This is a genomic window from Bacillus cereus group sp. BfR-BA-01316, assembly GCF_022664195.1.
In the GTDB taxonomy this organism is placed as follows: domain Bacteria; phylum Bacillota; class Bacilli; order Bacillales; family Bacillaceae_G; genus Bacillus_A.
Genome location: NZ_JAKUGX010000003.1, coordinates 69,004 through 86,005 on the forward strand (window position 1 = coordinate 69,004; position 17,002 = coordinate 86,005).

A 17,002-nucleotide genomic window follows, 5' to 3' on the forward strand; every position below is an offset into this window, starting at 1 on the left:
CGTCCTTTCTTTTACTTTTTCTTATCTTTATCTAATATGTTTTGTTCTTCAGCAAACTCAGTACCATATGCCAAGCGGCGATTAACACGAATATTATCATTGTTGTGCCTTGTGTGGGCATTAGAAAAACGATGGACGATTACTTCTGATAATGTAAAGACGATGGCAGAAAGGATACTGCCCCATGCAATTTGCATGTAGTTGTCTAATAAAATATTACCGAAAATCCAAACGCTTAAATACGTAAGTAAGAAATCCGTCATAATGGCAGCGGAATTGCCAATTCGATTTAAAATAATTTTATCAACAAACATATAAGAAACGATTGTGACGAAGAGACTAAAAGAAATGATTTGGACGAGCGTTGCTGGGAAAAATAGAGCTAGTCCGATACTAAAAGCGATGATGCATGATATAAATTTGATAAGTATTACAGTAATATCACTCAATATTTACACCTCCCATTTATACATAGTTTTACAATAAATCCAGGAGTTCATACATTGGAACGGTTTAATTTAGGTAAAACTTTATCACGTCGAAATTTTATCTAAATATTAAAAAAACAATTAAAAAATGTTATAGTAAAATGAGAGCGTATGACATTTTTAGGTAAGGGGGAATCCGGGATGTGGATTACTTCAGAAGTAGAAATTCCAGATGAGTTAATCGATCACCTTGAACAAGGGAAGTTAGTATTATTCGTTGGAGCAGGAGTTTCTATGAAGGGGAAATCAAACTTACCGAATTTCGATGATTTAGTTGATGAAATTTCGAAAGCTTTATATGTCGAAAGGCGTGAGATGACAGAACCCCACGATTATTATCTCGGTAAAATTGCGAAAACGAAAGATGTGCATCAAGTTGCAAGAGATCTAGTTCATATAGAAAAGTCAAAACCAAATCCGCTTCATTATGCAATTCCGAGGTTGTTTCCTTTAGATACAGAAGTCCGCATTGTAACGACAAACTTTGATCGACATTTTACAACTGTGATGAAAGAAATGAATAGAGAATTAAACGTTTATTACGCACCTGCTTTACCTACAGGTAGAGCGTTTAAAGGGCTGGCTTACATACATGGCAATATAGAACAGGAAAAAGAAGCTTTAATTTTAACAGATGGTGATTTTGGAAGGGCTTACTTAACGGAAGGATGGGCGAGAAGATTTTTAGTTGATTTATTCTCAAATTACACCGTTTTATTCGTTGGATATAGCCATAATGACCCAGTAATGAAATATTTAGCAACTGGTTTACCACCAAGTACAAGGCGTTATGCATTTGTCGCACAAGGGGAAAATACGTACCACTGGGAACATTTAGGGATAAGGCCGATTGTGTATCCGAATAAAGCAAATAATCATCAGTCCCTTGTCAAAGCGGTGAAACGTTGGGCGGAATTAATGGGTGATAATTATATTACAAAAAGAATGCGTATTCGTGATATTGTAACCGTACCTCCATCAGTAGAGCAGGAGCAATTATCCTATATAAAACAGTCAATAAAAAAAATTGAAACTGTTCGGTACTTCGTTGAATTTGCCCGTGATTATGAATGGGTCGAATGGCTTGAAGCAGAAGGGAAATTACAAAATTTATTTTTACTTACGCCAAACTATGATGAAGTAGATGAGTTACTTGCAGAATGGTTAGTAGAACAATTTCTTTTTAGCCATCAGAAAGAATTATTTCAATTGATTTTTAAAAATCATTCTAAAATATCTCCATTATTATGGAAAACGATTTGTAGCTACTTAAACGAAACGAAGATCAAGATGGACCCGTTGTTGTTTGCAAGGTGGACACTTCTTTTATTAGAAACAGCTGAAAAAGATAGTAGATCTATAGAAAAAATTTCTTACTTACTTCAAAAATGTTCTTTTCCTGAGCATAAAGAAATTGCTTTATTGTTACTCACGTTTATTTTGGACGGAAAACTTAAGTTGAAGCGTGAAAGAAAGTGGGGAAATGATACGCAAGAATCAATTGAACTCGAGGAATCGAGTCGTTTACCAGTGTCTACCTTTTCTCATGTGGAGCAAATTTGGAATGAGAAGATGAGACCGCATATCTCTTATTACGCTGTTCCAATTATGATGATGGGATTAGAGAAGATGCGAATATTGTCATTAAGACAAACAGCACTGAAAAAAAGAGATAAGGAAAATGTAGAGAAAGAGTTTCATCAAAATGACCTTGCATTTTTAATTCAAATTGTAAAAGAGTGTCTAACCTATTTATGTGAAAACAATGAGAAAAAAGGGAATTATTATATTACAGAAATGATAGAAGCAAATAGTGTACTTCAAAAGCGAATTGCAATTGATGCGATGAATAAAAATATATTTGTTAGCGTAGATGACAAAATGAAATGGTTGTTACAGGAAGGATTTCTTTTAGATGTCACATATAAACACGAAGTTTTTCAACTTTTAAAAAATCATTACGCACATTCTTTAGAAAAAACAAAGGAAGAAGTCATTCAAACTGTAATGAAGCACCTTGCAGAGGAGAGGGCATTTGATGTTTGTTTAGTCTTAGATGTATTATTCACTTGTGATTCGAATAGTCCAGCTACAGCAAAAGGGTATGAGTTAATGAAGCAAAAACATCCTCACTTCAATTCTGATCGATACAGTGTACAAAAGAAAGAGACTACAGAACAAAGCATTACTTGTAATGTAACTGCTGATGGATTATTACAACTGAAAGACGATGAAATTATGAAGCAAGTTCGTCAATTTTCTCAAGACGGTGTTTTTGAACAACGCCATTTTCTAGAGATGTTATCGAAAGCATGTAAATTGAATACAGAATGGAGTATTTCATTTGCATACCAATTAGTAGGTGTGCATGAAATAAGTAATGAAGTATGGTTCGTTTGTATAAGAGAGTGGCGAAATAACCGGGGACTGACAAATGAGCAAATCCCAAAAATTATTCCGCTATTGCAGAAATTTGTTAGAAATACTGCCTTTCATTGGTTAATTAGTAGTTTTCTATATGAAATTAGTAATCGATTAGAAGAGTTAGAGGAGAATAGTATACGGGTTGTAAAACGATTTGCTTTTTCAGTATTTCCTCAAGTTATGAAAAGCGATACAGATTTTAAGCTTGGAAAACAAGACTTTTACAATGAATCGATTCAGCATCCTGTCGGGAAAATGACAGCTGTATTATTAAAACTGTTATCATATGATCATTTATACGATCGTAATGTGTATGAATATTTATTTTTGTTTGAAGAACAAGTAAGAGTTAGTTCAGAACGGACAAACCTTATGTTTGCTCGTTTAATAGCAGATATTACATTTTTATATCATATTGAGAAGCAATGGTGCCGAAAATATATGTTACCATACTTAGATTTAAAGAAGGAAAATGAAATTACGAAATATGCGTGGGCGGGCTTATGTTACACGCAAATAAATTTACCTTTATTTACAGAGATGAAGCGATTTATTAAGTATGCGGTAGAACATTTGGAAGTATTACATCCGCATACGAGGGAAGCTTTTTTGAAGTGGCTAAGCTTTGTATTTATTAAATGTGTACTGTATTGGGAGCAAAAAACAGATTGGTTATATCCTTTACTCATACAAGAAAATGAAGAAAATAAAATTAAGTTCATGCAGTATTTATGCTATTACGTCAAAACGTTAAGTGTAAAAGAACAACAAAAATTTTGGACAGCTTGGCTCAGTATATTTTTACGAGAACGACCAAAAATGGGTGAGATAAAAACGAGAGAATATGTAATGCTTTTACGCATTATTTTATACATGGATGAAATTTTAGAAAAAGGATTATGTATTATGTCTCGTACATTTTCGGGTGTAAGTGGAAAATGTACGGGGGAGGAAATGAAACAGTTATTTATCGAAATGCTTGATAAGAAAGAGAGTATGAAAGCGCATAAAGAAATGTTTGCAAACGTGTTTTTTATTTTACTGCAAACATGTCAGGAAGCCGATTTACTTGAAAATGAAATAATACAAATAAAAGAATTGTTAATCCAATATGAAGTAGAGGAATGTGTTTTACATTTACTTGAAAATGAAATAATACGTATCGGAATTGTTATGGAGAATTTACAAGAGGAATCATAGGGCGAAAACGGAATTTTAAAAAATAAATAAAAAGTTGTTGACAGTGTTTTGAAAAGCGTTCTATAATACGAATCATACTTATTCAATTTCAAAAACATTTGAATAAACAAAGTGCAATGAAGAGATCACAGTAGTGGTTAGTCTTACTGTAACAGAGAGCTGGTGGTTGGTGTGAACCAGTACAGGGATAATCATGAATTACAGTCTTGGAGCATCTTTTTCATAGTAAAGATAGTATTGTCTTTATGAAGAAAAAGCGGTCAATTGATCGTTAACAGTGAAGAGAGGTAGACGGAAAGTTAGTCTACAACTAGGGTGGTACCGCGATAAATATCGTCCCTACTGATTTATTCAGTAGGGACTTTTTGTATTTTAGTGGTCCAACTTGAAAATAAAATAGTCATGCGTTGAAAGGAAAAGCAGTAGTTGTTGTTTCCCTGTAACAGAGAGCTGGTGGTTGGTGCGAACCAGTACAAAAACAAGAGCGAATTACAGTCCTGGAGCATCTTTTTCGTAGTAAAGATATGTATCTTTATGAAGGGAAAGACGGTCACATTGATCGTTAACAATGAAGAGAGGTAGACGAAAGAAGTCTACAACTAGGGTGGTACCGCGATAAATATCGTCCCTACTGATTGAATCAGTAGGGCTTTTTTGTACAAAAAAAGTGCCTTATTAACTAGTAGTTAGTGTCTTTATGGTAATTATTAGTTTAAAATAAGAAGAGGTATCGATTCCACTTTAAATTTGTATAATTAACCAGTTCAGAAAATAGAGAATTTTTCATTCTCTTACTATACTTTTAAAACATTAGAGGAGGATTTCCAAATGGCAAATCACGAATTAGATCAATTACGTAAACAGGTAGATGAAATTAACTTACAACTATTACACCTATTAAACAAACGCGGTGAAATCGTTCAAAAAATCGGGGAGCAAAAACAAGTACAAGGTACGAAACGTTTTGATCCAGTACGTGAGCGTGAAGTACTGGATATGATCGCAGAGCATAACGAAGGACCATTCGAAACGTCAACGGTTCAACATATTTTCAAAACGATTTTCAAAGCAAGCTTAGAATTACAAGAAGATGATAACCGTAAAGCGTTACTAGTATCACGTAAAAAGAAAAAAGAAAATACAATCGTTAATGTGAAAGGCGAATTGATTGGAAACGGAACACAAACGTTCATTATGGGACCTTGTGCGGTAGAAAGCTTAGAGCAAGTTCGCCAAGTAGGGCAAGCGATGAAAGACCAAGGTTTAAAATTAATGCGCGGTGGTGCTTTCAAACCGAGAACATCTCCATACGATTTCCAAGGCTTAGGAGAAGAAGGTTTACAAATTTTACGCCAAGTAGCAGATGAGTTCGACTTAGCGATTATTAGTGAAATTTTAAATCCAAACGATGTGGAAATGGCATTAGAATACGTTGATGTAATTCAAGTTGGCGCACGTAACATGCAAAACTTCGATTTACTACGAGCTGTAGGTAAAGTTAACAAGCCAGTATTATTAAAACGTGGTTTAGCAGCAACAATTGATGAGTTCATCAATGCAGCGGAATACATTATTGCGCAAGGTAACGACCAAATTATTCTATGTGAGCGCGGTATTCGCACATACGAAAGAGCGACACGTAACACATTAGATATTTCAGCAGTACCGATTTTAAAGAAAGAAACACATTTACCAGTTATCGTTGACGTAACGCATTCAACTGGACGTAGAGATTTATTATTACCAACAGCGAAAGCGGCATTAGCAATTGGAGCGGATGCAGTAATGGCTGAAGTTCATCCAGACCCAGCAGTTGCATTATCAGACTCTGCACAACAAATGGATATTCCAGAATTCCATAGATTCATGGATGAGTTAAAAGGTTTCAAAAATAAATTATCTTAATTCCATATCATATATGCGCTGAAGAGGAAACAGTAGTGCTTATCTCACTGTTAAAGAGAGCTGATGGCCGGTGTGAATCAGTACAAAGGTAAGCATGAATTACAGCCTTGGAGCATCTTTCCCGCCAACTTTTGGAGGGAAAGACGGTCAAACGATCGTTAAAGAAGAAGAGAGGTAGACGAAATAAGTCTACAACTAGGGTGGTACCGCGATAAACATCGTCCCTACTGAGCGCTCAGTAGGGACTTTTTTGTACAAAAAAATAATAAAGGGGCAAGAGAAATGAGATACATTACAGCTGGAGAATCACATGGGCCGCAGTTAACAGTTATTTTAGAAGGTGTACCAGCAGGTTTAACATTAACAGCGGAACATATTAATAAAGAATTATTAAGAAGACAAAAAGGGCATGGACGCGGAAGACGCATGCAAATTGAAACAGATACAGTTGAAATTGCAAGTGGTGTACGTCATGGAATGACACTTGGCTCACCAATTACGTTAATCGTAAAAAATGATGATTTCAAACATTGGACGAAAGTAATGGGAGCAGAACCAATTTCAGAGCAAGAAAGTAAAGAAATGAAACGTACAATTACAAAACCACGTCCAGGACATGCGGATTTAAACGGAGCAATTAAATATGGCCATCGTGATATAAGAAACGTATTAGAGCGCTCATCTGCAAGAGAAACGACAGTTCGTGTAGCTGCTGGTGCAGTTGCGAAACAAATTTTGAAAGAATTAGGCGTGGAAATTGCAGGACATGTTCTTGAAATTGGCGGAGTAAAAGCGAAGCCTATTACTCACTTGCCGATAGAAGAAATTCAAACGATTACTGAAAACTCACCTGTTCGATGTTTAGATAAAGAAGTAGAACAAGAGATGATGAATGCAATTGATAACGCGAAAAGTAGCGGAGATTCTATAGGCGGTATTGTTGAAGTAATTGCAGAAGGTATGCCAATTGGCGTTGGTAGCTACGTTCATTACGATCGTAAATTAGATGCAAAACTTGCTGGTGCTATTATGAGTATTAATGCATTTAAAGGTGCTGAAATTGGTGTTGGTTTCGAAGCGGCAAGACAACCTGGAAGTAAAGTGCATGATGAAATTATGTGGGATGAAGAAAAAGGATACACGAGAAATACGAATAATGCCGGCGGTTTAGAAGGCGGTATGACAACAGGTATGCCAATTGTAGTAAGAGGTGTGATGAAGCCAATTCCTACATTATACAAACCGTTAGCAAGCGTAGATATTGATACGAAAGAATCATTCCAAGCGAGTATTGAAAGATCGGATAGCTGTGCAGTACCTGCAGCAGGGGTTGTAGCTGAAGCTGTTGTTGCGTGGGAACTTGCAGATGCACTAGTCGAACAATTCGGAAAAGATCGCATGGAATTACTAAAGCAAAACATTTCGCAACATAACAAATACGCAAAAGAATTTTAATGAAAAGGTGGATTTAACATGCAAGTAAAAGATCAATTATCATCATTACAACCGTATAAACCAGGTAAATCACCAGAGCAAATGAAAGAAGCATACGGGAATCATTCATTTGTTAAGTTAGCATCAAATGAAAATCCATTTGGCTGTTCACCTCGTGTTTTAGGAGAGTTACAAAAATCGTGGCAGGAACATGCTTTATATCCTGACGGAGGTGCTGAAGTACTCCGTCAAACAATTGCAGAGAAATTACAAGTGCAAATGGAAAAAGTGCTTTGTGGTAGTGGGCTCGATGAAGTCATTCAAATTATAAGCCGTGCAGTGCTCTGTAAAGGAGATAATATCGTAACTGCTGGCGCGACATTCCCTCAGTACCGTCATCATGCAATTATTGAAGGCTGTGAAGTGAAAGAAGTTGCTTTAAATAACGGTGTATATGATCTAGACGAAATTTCTTCAGCAGTTGATGAATATACAAAAATCGTATGGATTTGTAATCCGAATAATCCGACAGGCACATATGTTGATGAGCAAAAATTAACTCAATTTATTGAGGGAGTTAGTGAAAAGACGTTAATTGTCATTGACGAAGCATACTATGAATACGTAACCGCGAAAGATTTCCCAGAGACGTTACCACTATTAGAAAAACATAAAAACCTTCTTATTTTAAGAACGTTTTCTAAAGCGTACGGTATAGCATCATTTCGCGTTGGGTATGCGATTGGACAAGAAGAATTAATCGAGAAATTAAATGTCGTTCGTTTGCCGTTTAACGTGTCTTCATTAGCACAAAAAGCTGCAACGATTGCCTTTAGTGATGAAGCGTTTATTGAAGAAATAGTACGTGTTAACGAAGAGGGATTACAACAGTACGAAAGTTTTTGTACAGAAAATGAAATCCCGTTTTATCCGTCGCAAACGAACTTTATCTTCTTACCAGTAGATGATGCTGGGGAAATTTATGAAGCTTGTGCGCACGCGGGGTTTATTATTCGTCCGTTTCCAAATGGTGTCCGTATTACAATCGGAACTAGGGAACAAAATGAGGGAGTGATTTCAGTGTTAAAACAACACTTTGAAAATAAAAAAGGTAAGTCTCGGGATGAGGCAAATGTGTAAAAAGGTAGTATTAATCGGTACTGGATTAATAGGAGGCTCTCTTGCATTAGCGATTAAAAAAGAGCACGATGTAACGATTATCGGTTATGACATATTTAAAGAGCAAGTAGAGCGCGCAAAAGAATTACATGTAGTTGATGAAGTAGCAGTAGATTTACAGAGTGCATGTGAAGAGGCACATTTAATTGTTTTTGCCTCTCCAGTTGAAGAAACAAAAAAGTTATTACACAAACTTGCATCATTTCATTTACGAGAAGATGTTATTGTTACCGATGTAGGAAGTACGAAAGGGACAATCATGAATGAAGCGGAAGCTTTATTATCAAAGAAAGTTTCTTTTATCGGTGGACATCCAATGGCAGGTTCTCATAAAACTGGTGTTGAAAGTGCAAAGGCGCACCTTTTCGAAAACGCATTTTACATTTTAACGCCAATGAATCGCGTGCCAACGGATCAAGTAGATGAGCTGAAAGAATGGTTAAAAGGAACCGGATCGCATTTTCTCGTTTTAAATACAAAAGAACATGATTATGTAACAGGAATTGTTAGCCATTTTCCGCATCTAATCGCAGCAGGATTAGTAAAACAAGTTGAGAAACATGCAGGGGATAACCCGCTTATTCACCAACTAGCGGCAGGCGGATTTAAAGATATAACGCGTATCGCATCAAGTAGTCCGAAAATGTGGAGTGATATTGTAAAACAAAACCGTGAGCATTTATTGGAACTATTAGAAGAATGGATTTCTGAAATGGAAGATTTATACAAGATGGTTTCTAAAGGAGATGCAGGTGAAATACAAAACTATTTTGCTGACGCAAAAGAATACCGTGATTCTTTACCGGTGCGAAAGAGGGGCGCAATTCCTGCTTATCACGACTTATACGTCGATGTTTTAGATAAAGTAGGGGCTTTAGCTCATATTACGAGTATTTTAGCAGAAGAAGAAATTAGCATTACAAACTTGCAAATTTTAGAAGCCCGTGAAGGATTACTTGGGGTGTTACGAATTAGTTTCCAAAGGGAAGAGGATCGCACGCAGGCAAAAATCGCACTAGGAAAAGCAGAATACCAAACGTATGAAACAATTTAATGAGGAGGGTAGCAACGTGAAAGAAAAAACAGTACAAACTGTAAATAACGGATTGAATGGCACAATTACAATCCCTGGCGATAAATCAATTTCGCATCGCGCTGTTATGTTTGGCGCAATCGCGGAAGGAAAAACAACAATTAAAGGATTTCTTCCTGGTGCGGATTGTTTAAGTACTATTTCTTGTTTTAAAGAAATGGGAGTAGAGATAACGCAAAATGGAGACGAAGTTACGGTAATTGGAAAAGGATTAGAAGGTTTACAAGAACCAAAAACTGTATTAGATGTAGGTAATTCTGGTACAACGATACGATTAATGTCAGGAATACTTGCAAACACACCATTCTTTTCTTGCGTGCAAGGTGATGCTTCAATTGCGAAGAGACCGATGCAACGTGTCACAAATCCACTAAAGAAAATGGGCGCAAAAATTGATGGCCGAGAAGGAGGAACGTTTACGCCGCTCACAATACGAGGCGGGAATTTAAAGGCGATTGAATATACTTCACCGGTAGCAAGTGCACAAGTGAAATCAGCTATTTTACTTGCAGGTCTTCGTGCAGAAGGTGTAACAACTGTTACAGAGCCTCATATTTCGCGTGATCATACAGAAAGAATGCTTGAGGCGTTTGGCGTTACAGTAACTCGCGTGGGGGAAACTGTAAAACTAGCTGGTGGACAAAATCTAAAAGGAACAGGCGTTCAAGTTCCGGGTGACGTATCATCTGCGGCATTTTTCTTAGTAGCGGGCGCAATTATTCCAAATAGTAAACTACTATTACAAAATGTAGGAATGAATCCGACTCGTACAGGTATTATTGATGTTCTTGAGAAAATGGGAGCTACGTTTACTGTGGATCCAATTAACGAAGGTGCATCAGAACCTGCTGCAAATATTACAATTGAAACATCGTCACTGAAAGGAATCGAAATCGGCGGGGATATTATTCCGAGACTAATCGATGAAATTCCAATTATCGCTTTAGCAGCAACACAAGCAGACGGAATTACAGTCATTAAAGATGCACACGAGCTAAAAGTGAAAGAAACGAATCGTATCGATACAGTCGTTGCTGAACTAACGAAACTAGGAGCTCGTATTGAAGCGACCGACGACGGAATGATTATTTACGGTAAATGTAAGCTAAAAGGAACTACAGTACATAGTCACGGTGATCACCGCATTGGAATGATGCTTGCGATTGCTGGCTGCATTGCTGAAGGAGAAACAATAATTGAAGATGCAGAAGCAGTAGGTGTATCGTATCCTACATTTTTTGAAGAGCTTCAAACGTTAGCTAAATAAATTGATGAGAAGCAGATGCGTAATGTATCTGCTTTTTTATATAAGATAGGTGTCGATATTCTTTGTCGAAGCGTCGATATAATTTCATTCACCGTACTGGAATATTAAGAATTATGATATAATTCAAACAAAGGATGGAGGAGAAATATATGAACGTTATACAACTAAAAGAAGATAAATTCAGAAAAGCGTTAGCTTTATCGGAATACTCTTTTCAATATAAAGTAAATGAGGAACGATTGCAGCAGCAACTTACTCGAATGAAGGAAAGCCATCAAACATACGGCATCATGGAAGGTGACGAGTTAGCTGCAAAGTTGCACTTAATTCCTTTTCATATTTACATAGGAAAAGAAAAGTTTAAAATGGGCGGCGTTGCAGGGGTAGCGACGTACCCAGAGTATAGAAGAAGCGGATATGTAAAAGAGTTGCTTCAGCATTCCCTTCAAACGATGAAAAAAGATGGATATAGTGTATCGATGTTACATCCATTTGCAGTTTCATTTTACCGCAAATACGGATGGGAACTTTGTGCCAATCGCCATATATGCCATATGACAAAGAGCGATTTAATAATAAAACAACAAGTGAATGGTACAGTGAAACGTTTTAATAAAGATAATCATTCAGAAGAAGTAGAGAAGCTATATGAAACATTTGCAGAACGTTTTTCTGGTATGTTAGTTCGAGACCGTAAATGGTGGCTACAAGCGGTATATCATGAATTAACATTGGCTGTTTACTATGATGAAAATAAAAATGCGGCGGGTTACATTTTATACAAAATAGAGAACTCTAAAATGACAGTAGAAGAGTTTGTTCCACTGCATAATGAAGCAAGAATTGGCCTTTGGAATTTCATTTGCCAACATGATTCTATGATAAAAGATCTTGAAATGATACTAAGTGAAACAGAGCCACTTCTTTACACATTACAAGAACCACGAGTAAAAGCAGAAGTAACTCCATATTTCATGGGAAGAATTGTAGATGTAGAACAGTTCTTCAAACAATATGAATGGAATGGGAGCAACGAAGAACAAGAAGTGATTTTACATATTACAGATTCATTTGCACCGTGGAATAACGTAACGGTTCAACTTAAAAATAATGAAATAACAATCATTAAAGAAGAAACAGCAAAAGAAAAAGGGATTCAAATGGATATTAACGCGTTATCTACTATTATGTTTGGTTATAAACGTCCGTTAGAATTAAATGAATTAGAGTTAATAAGCGGAAGCGAAGAGGAGATACGTGCATTTGAGAATTTAGTGCCCGTGCGTAAGCCGTGTATTTATGATTTCTTTTGATGTTTAAAGAAATTATTTTGTACCCAATACAATGATGATAAGATATACCTTTAGTTTGTTAAATATGTTATAGTAATTGAAGCATGTATATAAAAGTATCGAAATTGGAGGAAACACATGATTACAGTAAGTAACGTTAGTTTGCGTTTTGCGGATCGCAAATTGTTTGAAGATGTTAACATAAAATTCACGCCAGGTAATTGCTACGGTTTAATCGGAGCAAACGGTGCTGGTAAATCAACATTTCTAAAGATTTTATCTGGTGAAGTTGACCAATCAACAGGTGACATACATATTACGCCAGGTGAGCGTCTAGCAGTATTAAAACAGAATCACTTCGAATATGAAGAGTTCCCTGCACTAGAAACAGTAATGATGGGTCACACACGTCTTTATAAAGTAATGCAAGAGAAAAATGCAATTTACATGAAAGAAGACTTTAGTGATGAAGATGGCATGCGTGCTGCAGAACTTGAAGGTGAGTTCGCTGAGCTAAACGGTTGGGAAGCTGAGTCAGAAGCTGCAATCCTTCTAAAAGGATTAGGCATCGGTGAAGATATTCATGATAAAAAGATGTCTGAATTAACAGGGGCAGAGAAAGTAAAAGTATTACTTGCTCAAGCTTTATTCGGTCAACCTGACATTCTATTACTAGATGAGCCTACCAACCACTTGGACTTAAAAGCGATCCAATGGTTAGAAAACTTCTTAATGAACTTTGAAAATACAGTTATCGTTGTATCCCATGACCGTCACTTCTTAAATAAAGTATGTACGCACATGGCTGATCTTGATTTCGGTAAAATTCAATTATACGTTGGTAACTATGACTTCTGGTATGAATCAAGCCAATTAGCATTAAAACTAACGCAAGATTCTAACAAGAAAAAAGAAGAAAAAGTAAAAGAGTTACAAAACTTTATTGCACGCTTTAGCTCAAATGCATCTAAAGCGAAACAGGCAACTTCTCGTAAAAAATTGTTAGATAAAATTACATTAGATGATATTAGACCATCATCACGTCGTTATCCGTTCGTTGGTTTCACACCAGAACGTGAAGTAGGAAATGACCTATTAACAGTTGAAGGTATTTCGAAAACGATTGATGGCGAAAAAATATTAGATAATGTGTACTTCACTTTAAATAAAGGTGATAAAGTTGCATTTATCGGACGTAACGATATTGCGATGACAACATTATTTAAAATTCTTATGGGTGAAATGGAGCCAGATAGCGGTTCATTCAAATGGGGTGTAACAACATCTCAAGCTCATTTCCCAAGAGATAACTCTGAGTACTTCGAGAACAGTGATTACACTTTAATTGATTGGTTACGTCAGTTCTCTCCACAAGATGAATCAGAAAGTTTCTTACGTGGTTTCTTAGGCCGTATGCTATTCTCTGGTGAAGAAGTAAAGAAAAACGTTTCTGTTTTATCTGGAGGAGAAAAAGTTCGTTGTATGTTATCTAAAATGATGTTAAGCGGTGCAAACGTATTAACACTTGATGATCCGACAAACCATTTAGACCTTGAGTCTATTACAGCATTAAACAACGGTTTAATCACATTTAAAGGAACATTACTATTCACTTCTCATGACCATCAGTTCGTACAAACAATTGCAAACCGTATTATCGAAGTAACGCCAAACGGTGTAGTTGATAAGGTAGCAACGTATGATGAGTTCTTAGAAAGTGAAGAACTTCAAAAACAAGTTGATGCAATGTACAAAGGTCAATAATAAATGATTAAAACCCTCGCTTTCTTTTATGAGAGCGAGGGTTTTGTGTATTTTACTTCAAATAAAAAAATCTTCATTTTTATATGAAGTGGGGAGTATGCAAATGAATAATTATTCAAAAATAACATTAACGATGGTAAGGGATTTTGATGTTGCTCCTGAAGAAATTTTTGAAGCATGGATAAACCCTGAAATGATGAAGAAATGGTTTTTTACATTGGAAGGAACGAATAAAGTAGCGAAAAATACTCTTCGAGTAGGAGGAAGTTGGGAAATTGTTGACCATCGCGATGGGAATGATTATCGAGCTATAGGAGAATACATTGAAATTGACCAACCTAAAAAATTGGTGTTTACTTTCAAAATGCCACAATTTAGCGAATTAGAAGATATAATTACAGTTGAGATAAAAGATCATCAACAAGGATCTGAAATGATATTTTCACAAAACATTATCGTTCCTCATGAAGAAGATTGGACAGAACTTCATATTGAAAAAGCGCTTAAAGAGCATCATGACGGGTCTGAGCATGGTTGGAATTTAATGTTTATGGGGTTAAAGGAATTAGTTGCAATTGGGGAAGTTAGTTACAAAGGATAAGATTGTAGGAAAAGTGTAGTTTGAGCAATTACTTCAAACTACACTTTTTCTTATGTGAAATATGTACCAAAATTGGAGAAAGATTAGTTTGCAAATGAGGAAATAAAGGATTATAGTTTGTGGAGTCATAATTAGTGGATGAGCCTTGGGAGAAAACAGGAAATGTTACAAATGTATTTTGTAAAATAGAAACCAAAGTCAAACTGTTTAAAAAGAAATAGTTGAATAAATAAAAGCTACAAATTATAATTACTAATATTCTTCATATAGTTAAACAAATAAAATCTATTTGAAGAAGAAAAATTGAGAGAGACAGACTTATATAAAATAAGCCTTGGATGATCAAAAGAGGTGGAGAGATGCAACAATTTTTATTAAAGAGTAAACGAGTATTAAGTAATCATTTTGGATTTTTCGTATTTGCCGTTATTTTACTTTGGTTAAAAACATATGCAGCATATGTGACAGAATTTAATTTAGGGATATCGAACACAATCCAAAAGTTCTTACTGTTTTTCAACCCGTTAAGCTCAGCAGTTCTATTTTTAGGGCTCGCACTATTCGCAAAAGGGAAACGAGCTTACATTTGGTTAATTATTATTAATTTGCTAATGTCTATACTTTTATACGCAAACGTAGTATATTATCGCTTTTTCAGCGACTTTATTACGTTCCCGACATTAACACAATCGAATAACTTTGGAGATTTAGGTGGTAGTATTTTTGCATTGCTACACTTATATGATCCACTATATTTCTTAGATACAATCATTTTAATTGTTTTAGTCGCAACGAAATTTGTAAATCCTAAACCAATCCGTGTTGCCAAGCATAAATTATCTCTAGTATTTGTAGCAGGTATTTTATTCTTTAGTATTAACCTAGGTCTTGCAGAATCTGACCGTCCTGAATTGTTAACAAGAACATTTGACCGCAATTATATCGTGAAATATTTAGGGGCGTACAACTTTACGATTTATGATGGTATTCAAAGTGCGAAAGCTTCAACAGAACGAGCATTAGCTGATGGCGATAATATGACAGAAGTTAGAAACTATCTTACATCAACTTATGCAAGTCCAAATCCTGAGTATTTTGGTAAAGGAAAAGGAATGAACGTAATTTATATTCATTTAGAGTCATTCCAAAACTTTTTACTAAACTACAAGCTAAATGGTCAAGAGGTTACACCATTCTTAAACTCATTTACAAAAGATGCGAATACGTTATACTTTGATAACTTCTTCCATCAAACAGGGCAAGGTAAAACATCTGATGCGGAGTTCATGTTAGAGAACTCAATGTTTGGATTACCGCAAGGATCTGTTTTTACAAATAAAGCTCATAACACGTATCAATCAGCACCAGCTATTTTAGGTCAACAAGGATACACATCAGCAGTGTTCCACGGTAACTACAAAACGTTCTGGAACCGTGATGAAATTTATAAATCGTTTGGTTTTAATAAATTCTTTGATGCGTCATACTATGATATGAATGAAAAAGATGTAGTAAACTATGGCTTAAAAGATAAACCGTTCTTTAATGAATCAATTCCGTTATTACAAACGTTGAAACAACCGTTCTATACGAAGTTCATTACGTTATCGAACCATTTCCCTTATCCGATTGATAAAGCGGAAGCAACGATTGAACCAGCTAAAACAGGTGATTCATCAGTAGATACGTACTTCCAAACAGCACGCTATTTAGATGAATCTGTAAAAGGATTCATTGATTACTTGAAACAATCTGGTTTATACGATAACTCAATTATCGTTATGTACGGTGACCATTACGGTATTTCAGATAATCATAGTGCAGCAATGTCTCAAATAATGGGTAAAGAAATGAACTCATTTGAAAATGCTCAATTACAACGTGTACCTTTAATCATTCGCGTACCAGGAATGGAAGGCGGCGTACAACATCAATACGGCGGAGAAATTGACGTTCTTCCAACGTTATTACACTTACTAGGTACAGATACGAAAAATTATGTCCAATTCGGATCAGATTTATTATCACCAGAGCATAAACAAGTCGTTCCGTTCCGTAACGGTAACTACGTAAGCCCAACAGTTACAGCACTTAACGGCAAATATTATGATACAGCGACTGGGAAACCTGTAGAATTTACAGATGAAATAAAACAAAATGAACAAATGGTTCAAAAATCACTAAAATACTCCGACCAAGTTGTTAACGGTGACTTATTACGATTCTACACACCAGAAGGATTTACACCGGTAGATCGTTCTAAATATAACTATAACAATAAAACGAAGGTGAAGATGACTGAAGACGGGGAAACAAAATAAATAATAAAAAATCCTACTCGTATAGAAAACGAGT

11 protein-coding genes and 3 other annotated features are annotated in these 17,002 nt (G+C 35.7%); of the genes, 10 read left to right on the plus strand and 1 reads right to left on the minus strand.

What is annotated here, in order from left to right; all coding sequences use genetic code 11:
* Positions 1–11: 11 nt before the first annotated feature.
* Entirely contained in the window at positions 12–449 is a 438-nt protein-coding gene (locus tag MR071_RS03480) for a YndM family protein (protein ID WP_242234948.1), read from the minus strand.
* Positions 450–629: 180 nt separating this feature from the next.
* On the opposite strand from MR071_RS03480, the gene MR071_RS03485 reads away from it, so the two are divergent.
* The 10 genes from MR071_RS03485 (at position 630) to ltaS (ending at position 16,968) form a co-directional block, all read left to right on the plus strand.
* On the plus strand, positions 630–4,112 hold the full coding sequence (locus MR071_RS03485) for a DUF4020 domain-containing protein (RefSeq protein WP_242234950.1): 3,483 nt from the start codon (positions 630–632) through the stop codon (positions 4,110–4,112).
* 107 nt (positions 4,113–4,219) lie between these two features.
* Positions 4,220–4,456, plus strand: a binding site (T-box leader).
* A 54-nt stretch (positions 4,457–4,510) separates the two neighbouring features.
* Positions 4,511–4,745: a binding site (T-box leader), on the plus strand.
* A 195-nt stretch (positions 4,746–4,940) separates the two neighbouring features.
* Positions 4,941–6,017 (plus strand): bifunctional 3-deoxy-7-phosphoheptulonate synthase/chorismate mutase, encoded by a 1,077-nt coding sequence (locus MR071_RS03490; protein ID WP_242234952.1) that lies wholly within the window; start codon positions 4,941–4,943, stop codon positions 6,015–6,017.
* A gap of 9 nt (positions 6,018–6,026) precedes the next feature.
* Positions 6,027–6,246: a binding site (T-box leader), on the plus strand.
* A 53-nt stretch (positions 6,247–6,299) separates the two neighbouring features.
* The gene (gene aroC, locus MR071_RS03495) at positions 6,300–7,472 is read left to right on the plus strand and encodes a chorismate synthase (RefSeq protein ID WP_242234954.1); all 1,173 of its coding nucleotides are present in this window, start codon (positions 6,300–6,302) and stop codon (positions 7,470–7,472) included.
* A gap of 18 nt (positions 7,473–7,490) precedes the next feature.
* Positions 7,491–8,591, plus strand: a complete 1,101-nt coding sequence (gene hisC, locus MR071_RS03500) for a histidinol-phosphate transaminase (RefSeq protein ID WP_242234956.1) — start codon at positions 7,491–7,493, stop codon at positions 8,589–8,591.
* A complete protein-coding gene (gene tyrA, locus MR071_RS03505; protein ID WP_242234959.1) occupies positions 8,584–9,684 on the plus strand; it encodes a prephenate dehydrogenase in 1,101 nt (366 codons plus the stop codon). Before hisC ends, tyrA begins: the two co-directional genes overlap by 8 nt.
* A 16-nt stretch (positions 9,685–9,700) precedes the next feature.
* Positions 9,701–10,990: a 3-phosphoshikimate 1-carboxyvinyltransferase gene (gene aroA, locus MR071_RS03510; RefSeq protein ID WP_242234961.1), complete on the plus strand. Its 1,290-nt coding sequence runs from the start codon at positions 9,701–9,703 to the stop codon at positions 10,988–10,990.
* Between the two features lie 149 nt (positions 10,991–11,139).
* Entirely contained in the window at positions 11,140–12,303 is a 1,164-nt protein-coding gene (locus MR071_RS03515; RefSeq protein ID WP_242234964.1) for a GNAT family N-acetyltransferase, read from the plus strand.
* Between the two features lie 117 nt (positions 12,304–12,420).
* A complete protein-coding gene (locus MR071_RS03520; protein ID WP_193646553.1) occupies positions 12,421–14,046 on the plus strand; it encodes an ABC-F family ATP-binding cassette domain-containing protein in 1,626 nt (541 codons plus the stop codon).
* Positions 14,047–14,149: 103 nt separating this feature from the next.
* Positions 14,150–14,647, plus strand: coding sequence for an SRPBCC family protein (locus MR071_RS03525; RefSeq protein WP_242234965.1), 498 nt, complete (start codon positions 14,150–14,152; stop codon positions 14,645–14,647).
* Positions 14,648–15,006: 359 nt separating this feature from the next.
* On the plus strand, positions 15,007–16,968 hold the full coding sequence (gene ltaS, locus MR071_RS03530) for a lipoteichoic acid synthase (RefSeq protein WP_105585031.1): 1,962 nt from the start codon (positions 15,007–15,009) through the stop codon (positions 16,966–16,968).
* The last annotated feature ends 34 nt before the right edge of the window (positions 16,969–17,002 follow it).

Bases quoted from the DNA above. Each gene is read 5' to 3' on its own strand.
- MR071_RS03485 (WP_242234950.1), top strand. From the start codon at position 630: ATGTGGATTACTTCAGAAGTAGAAATTCCAGATGAGTTAATCGATCAC.
- MR071_RS03490 (WP_242234952.1), top strand. From the start codon at position 4,941: ATGGCAAATCACGAATTAGATCAATTACGTAAACAGGTAGATGAAATT.
- aroC (WP_242234954.1), top strand. From the start codon at position 6,300: ATGAGATACATTACAGCTGGAGAATCACATGGGCCGCAGTTAACAGTT.
- hisC (WP_242234956.1), top strand. From the start codon at position 7,491: ATGCAAGTAAAAGATCAATTATCATCATTACAACCGTATAAACCAGGT.
- tyrA (WP_242234959.1), top strand. From the start codon at position 8,584: ATGTGTAAAAAGGTAGTATTAATCGGTACTGGATTAATAGGAGGCTCT.
- MR071_RS03515 (WP_242234964.1), top strand. From the start codon at position 11,140: ATGAACGTTATACAACTAAAAGAAGATAAATTCAGAAAAGCGTTAGCT.
- MR071_RS03520 (WP_193646553.1), top strand. From the start codon at position 12,421: ATGATTACAGTAAGTAACGTTAGTTTGCGTTTTGCGGATCGCAAATTG.
- MR071_RS03525 (WP_242234965.1), top strand. From the start codon at position 14,150: ATGAATAATTATTCAAAAATAACATTAACGATGGTAAGGGATTTTGAT.
- ltaS (WP_105585031.1), top strand. From the start codon at position 15,007: ATGCAACAATTTTTATTAAAGAGTAAACGAGTATTAAGTAATCATTTT.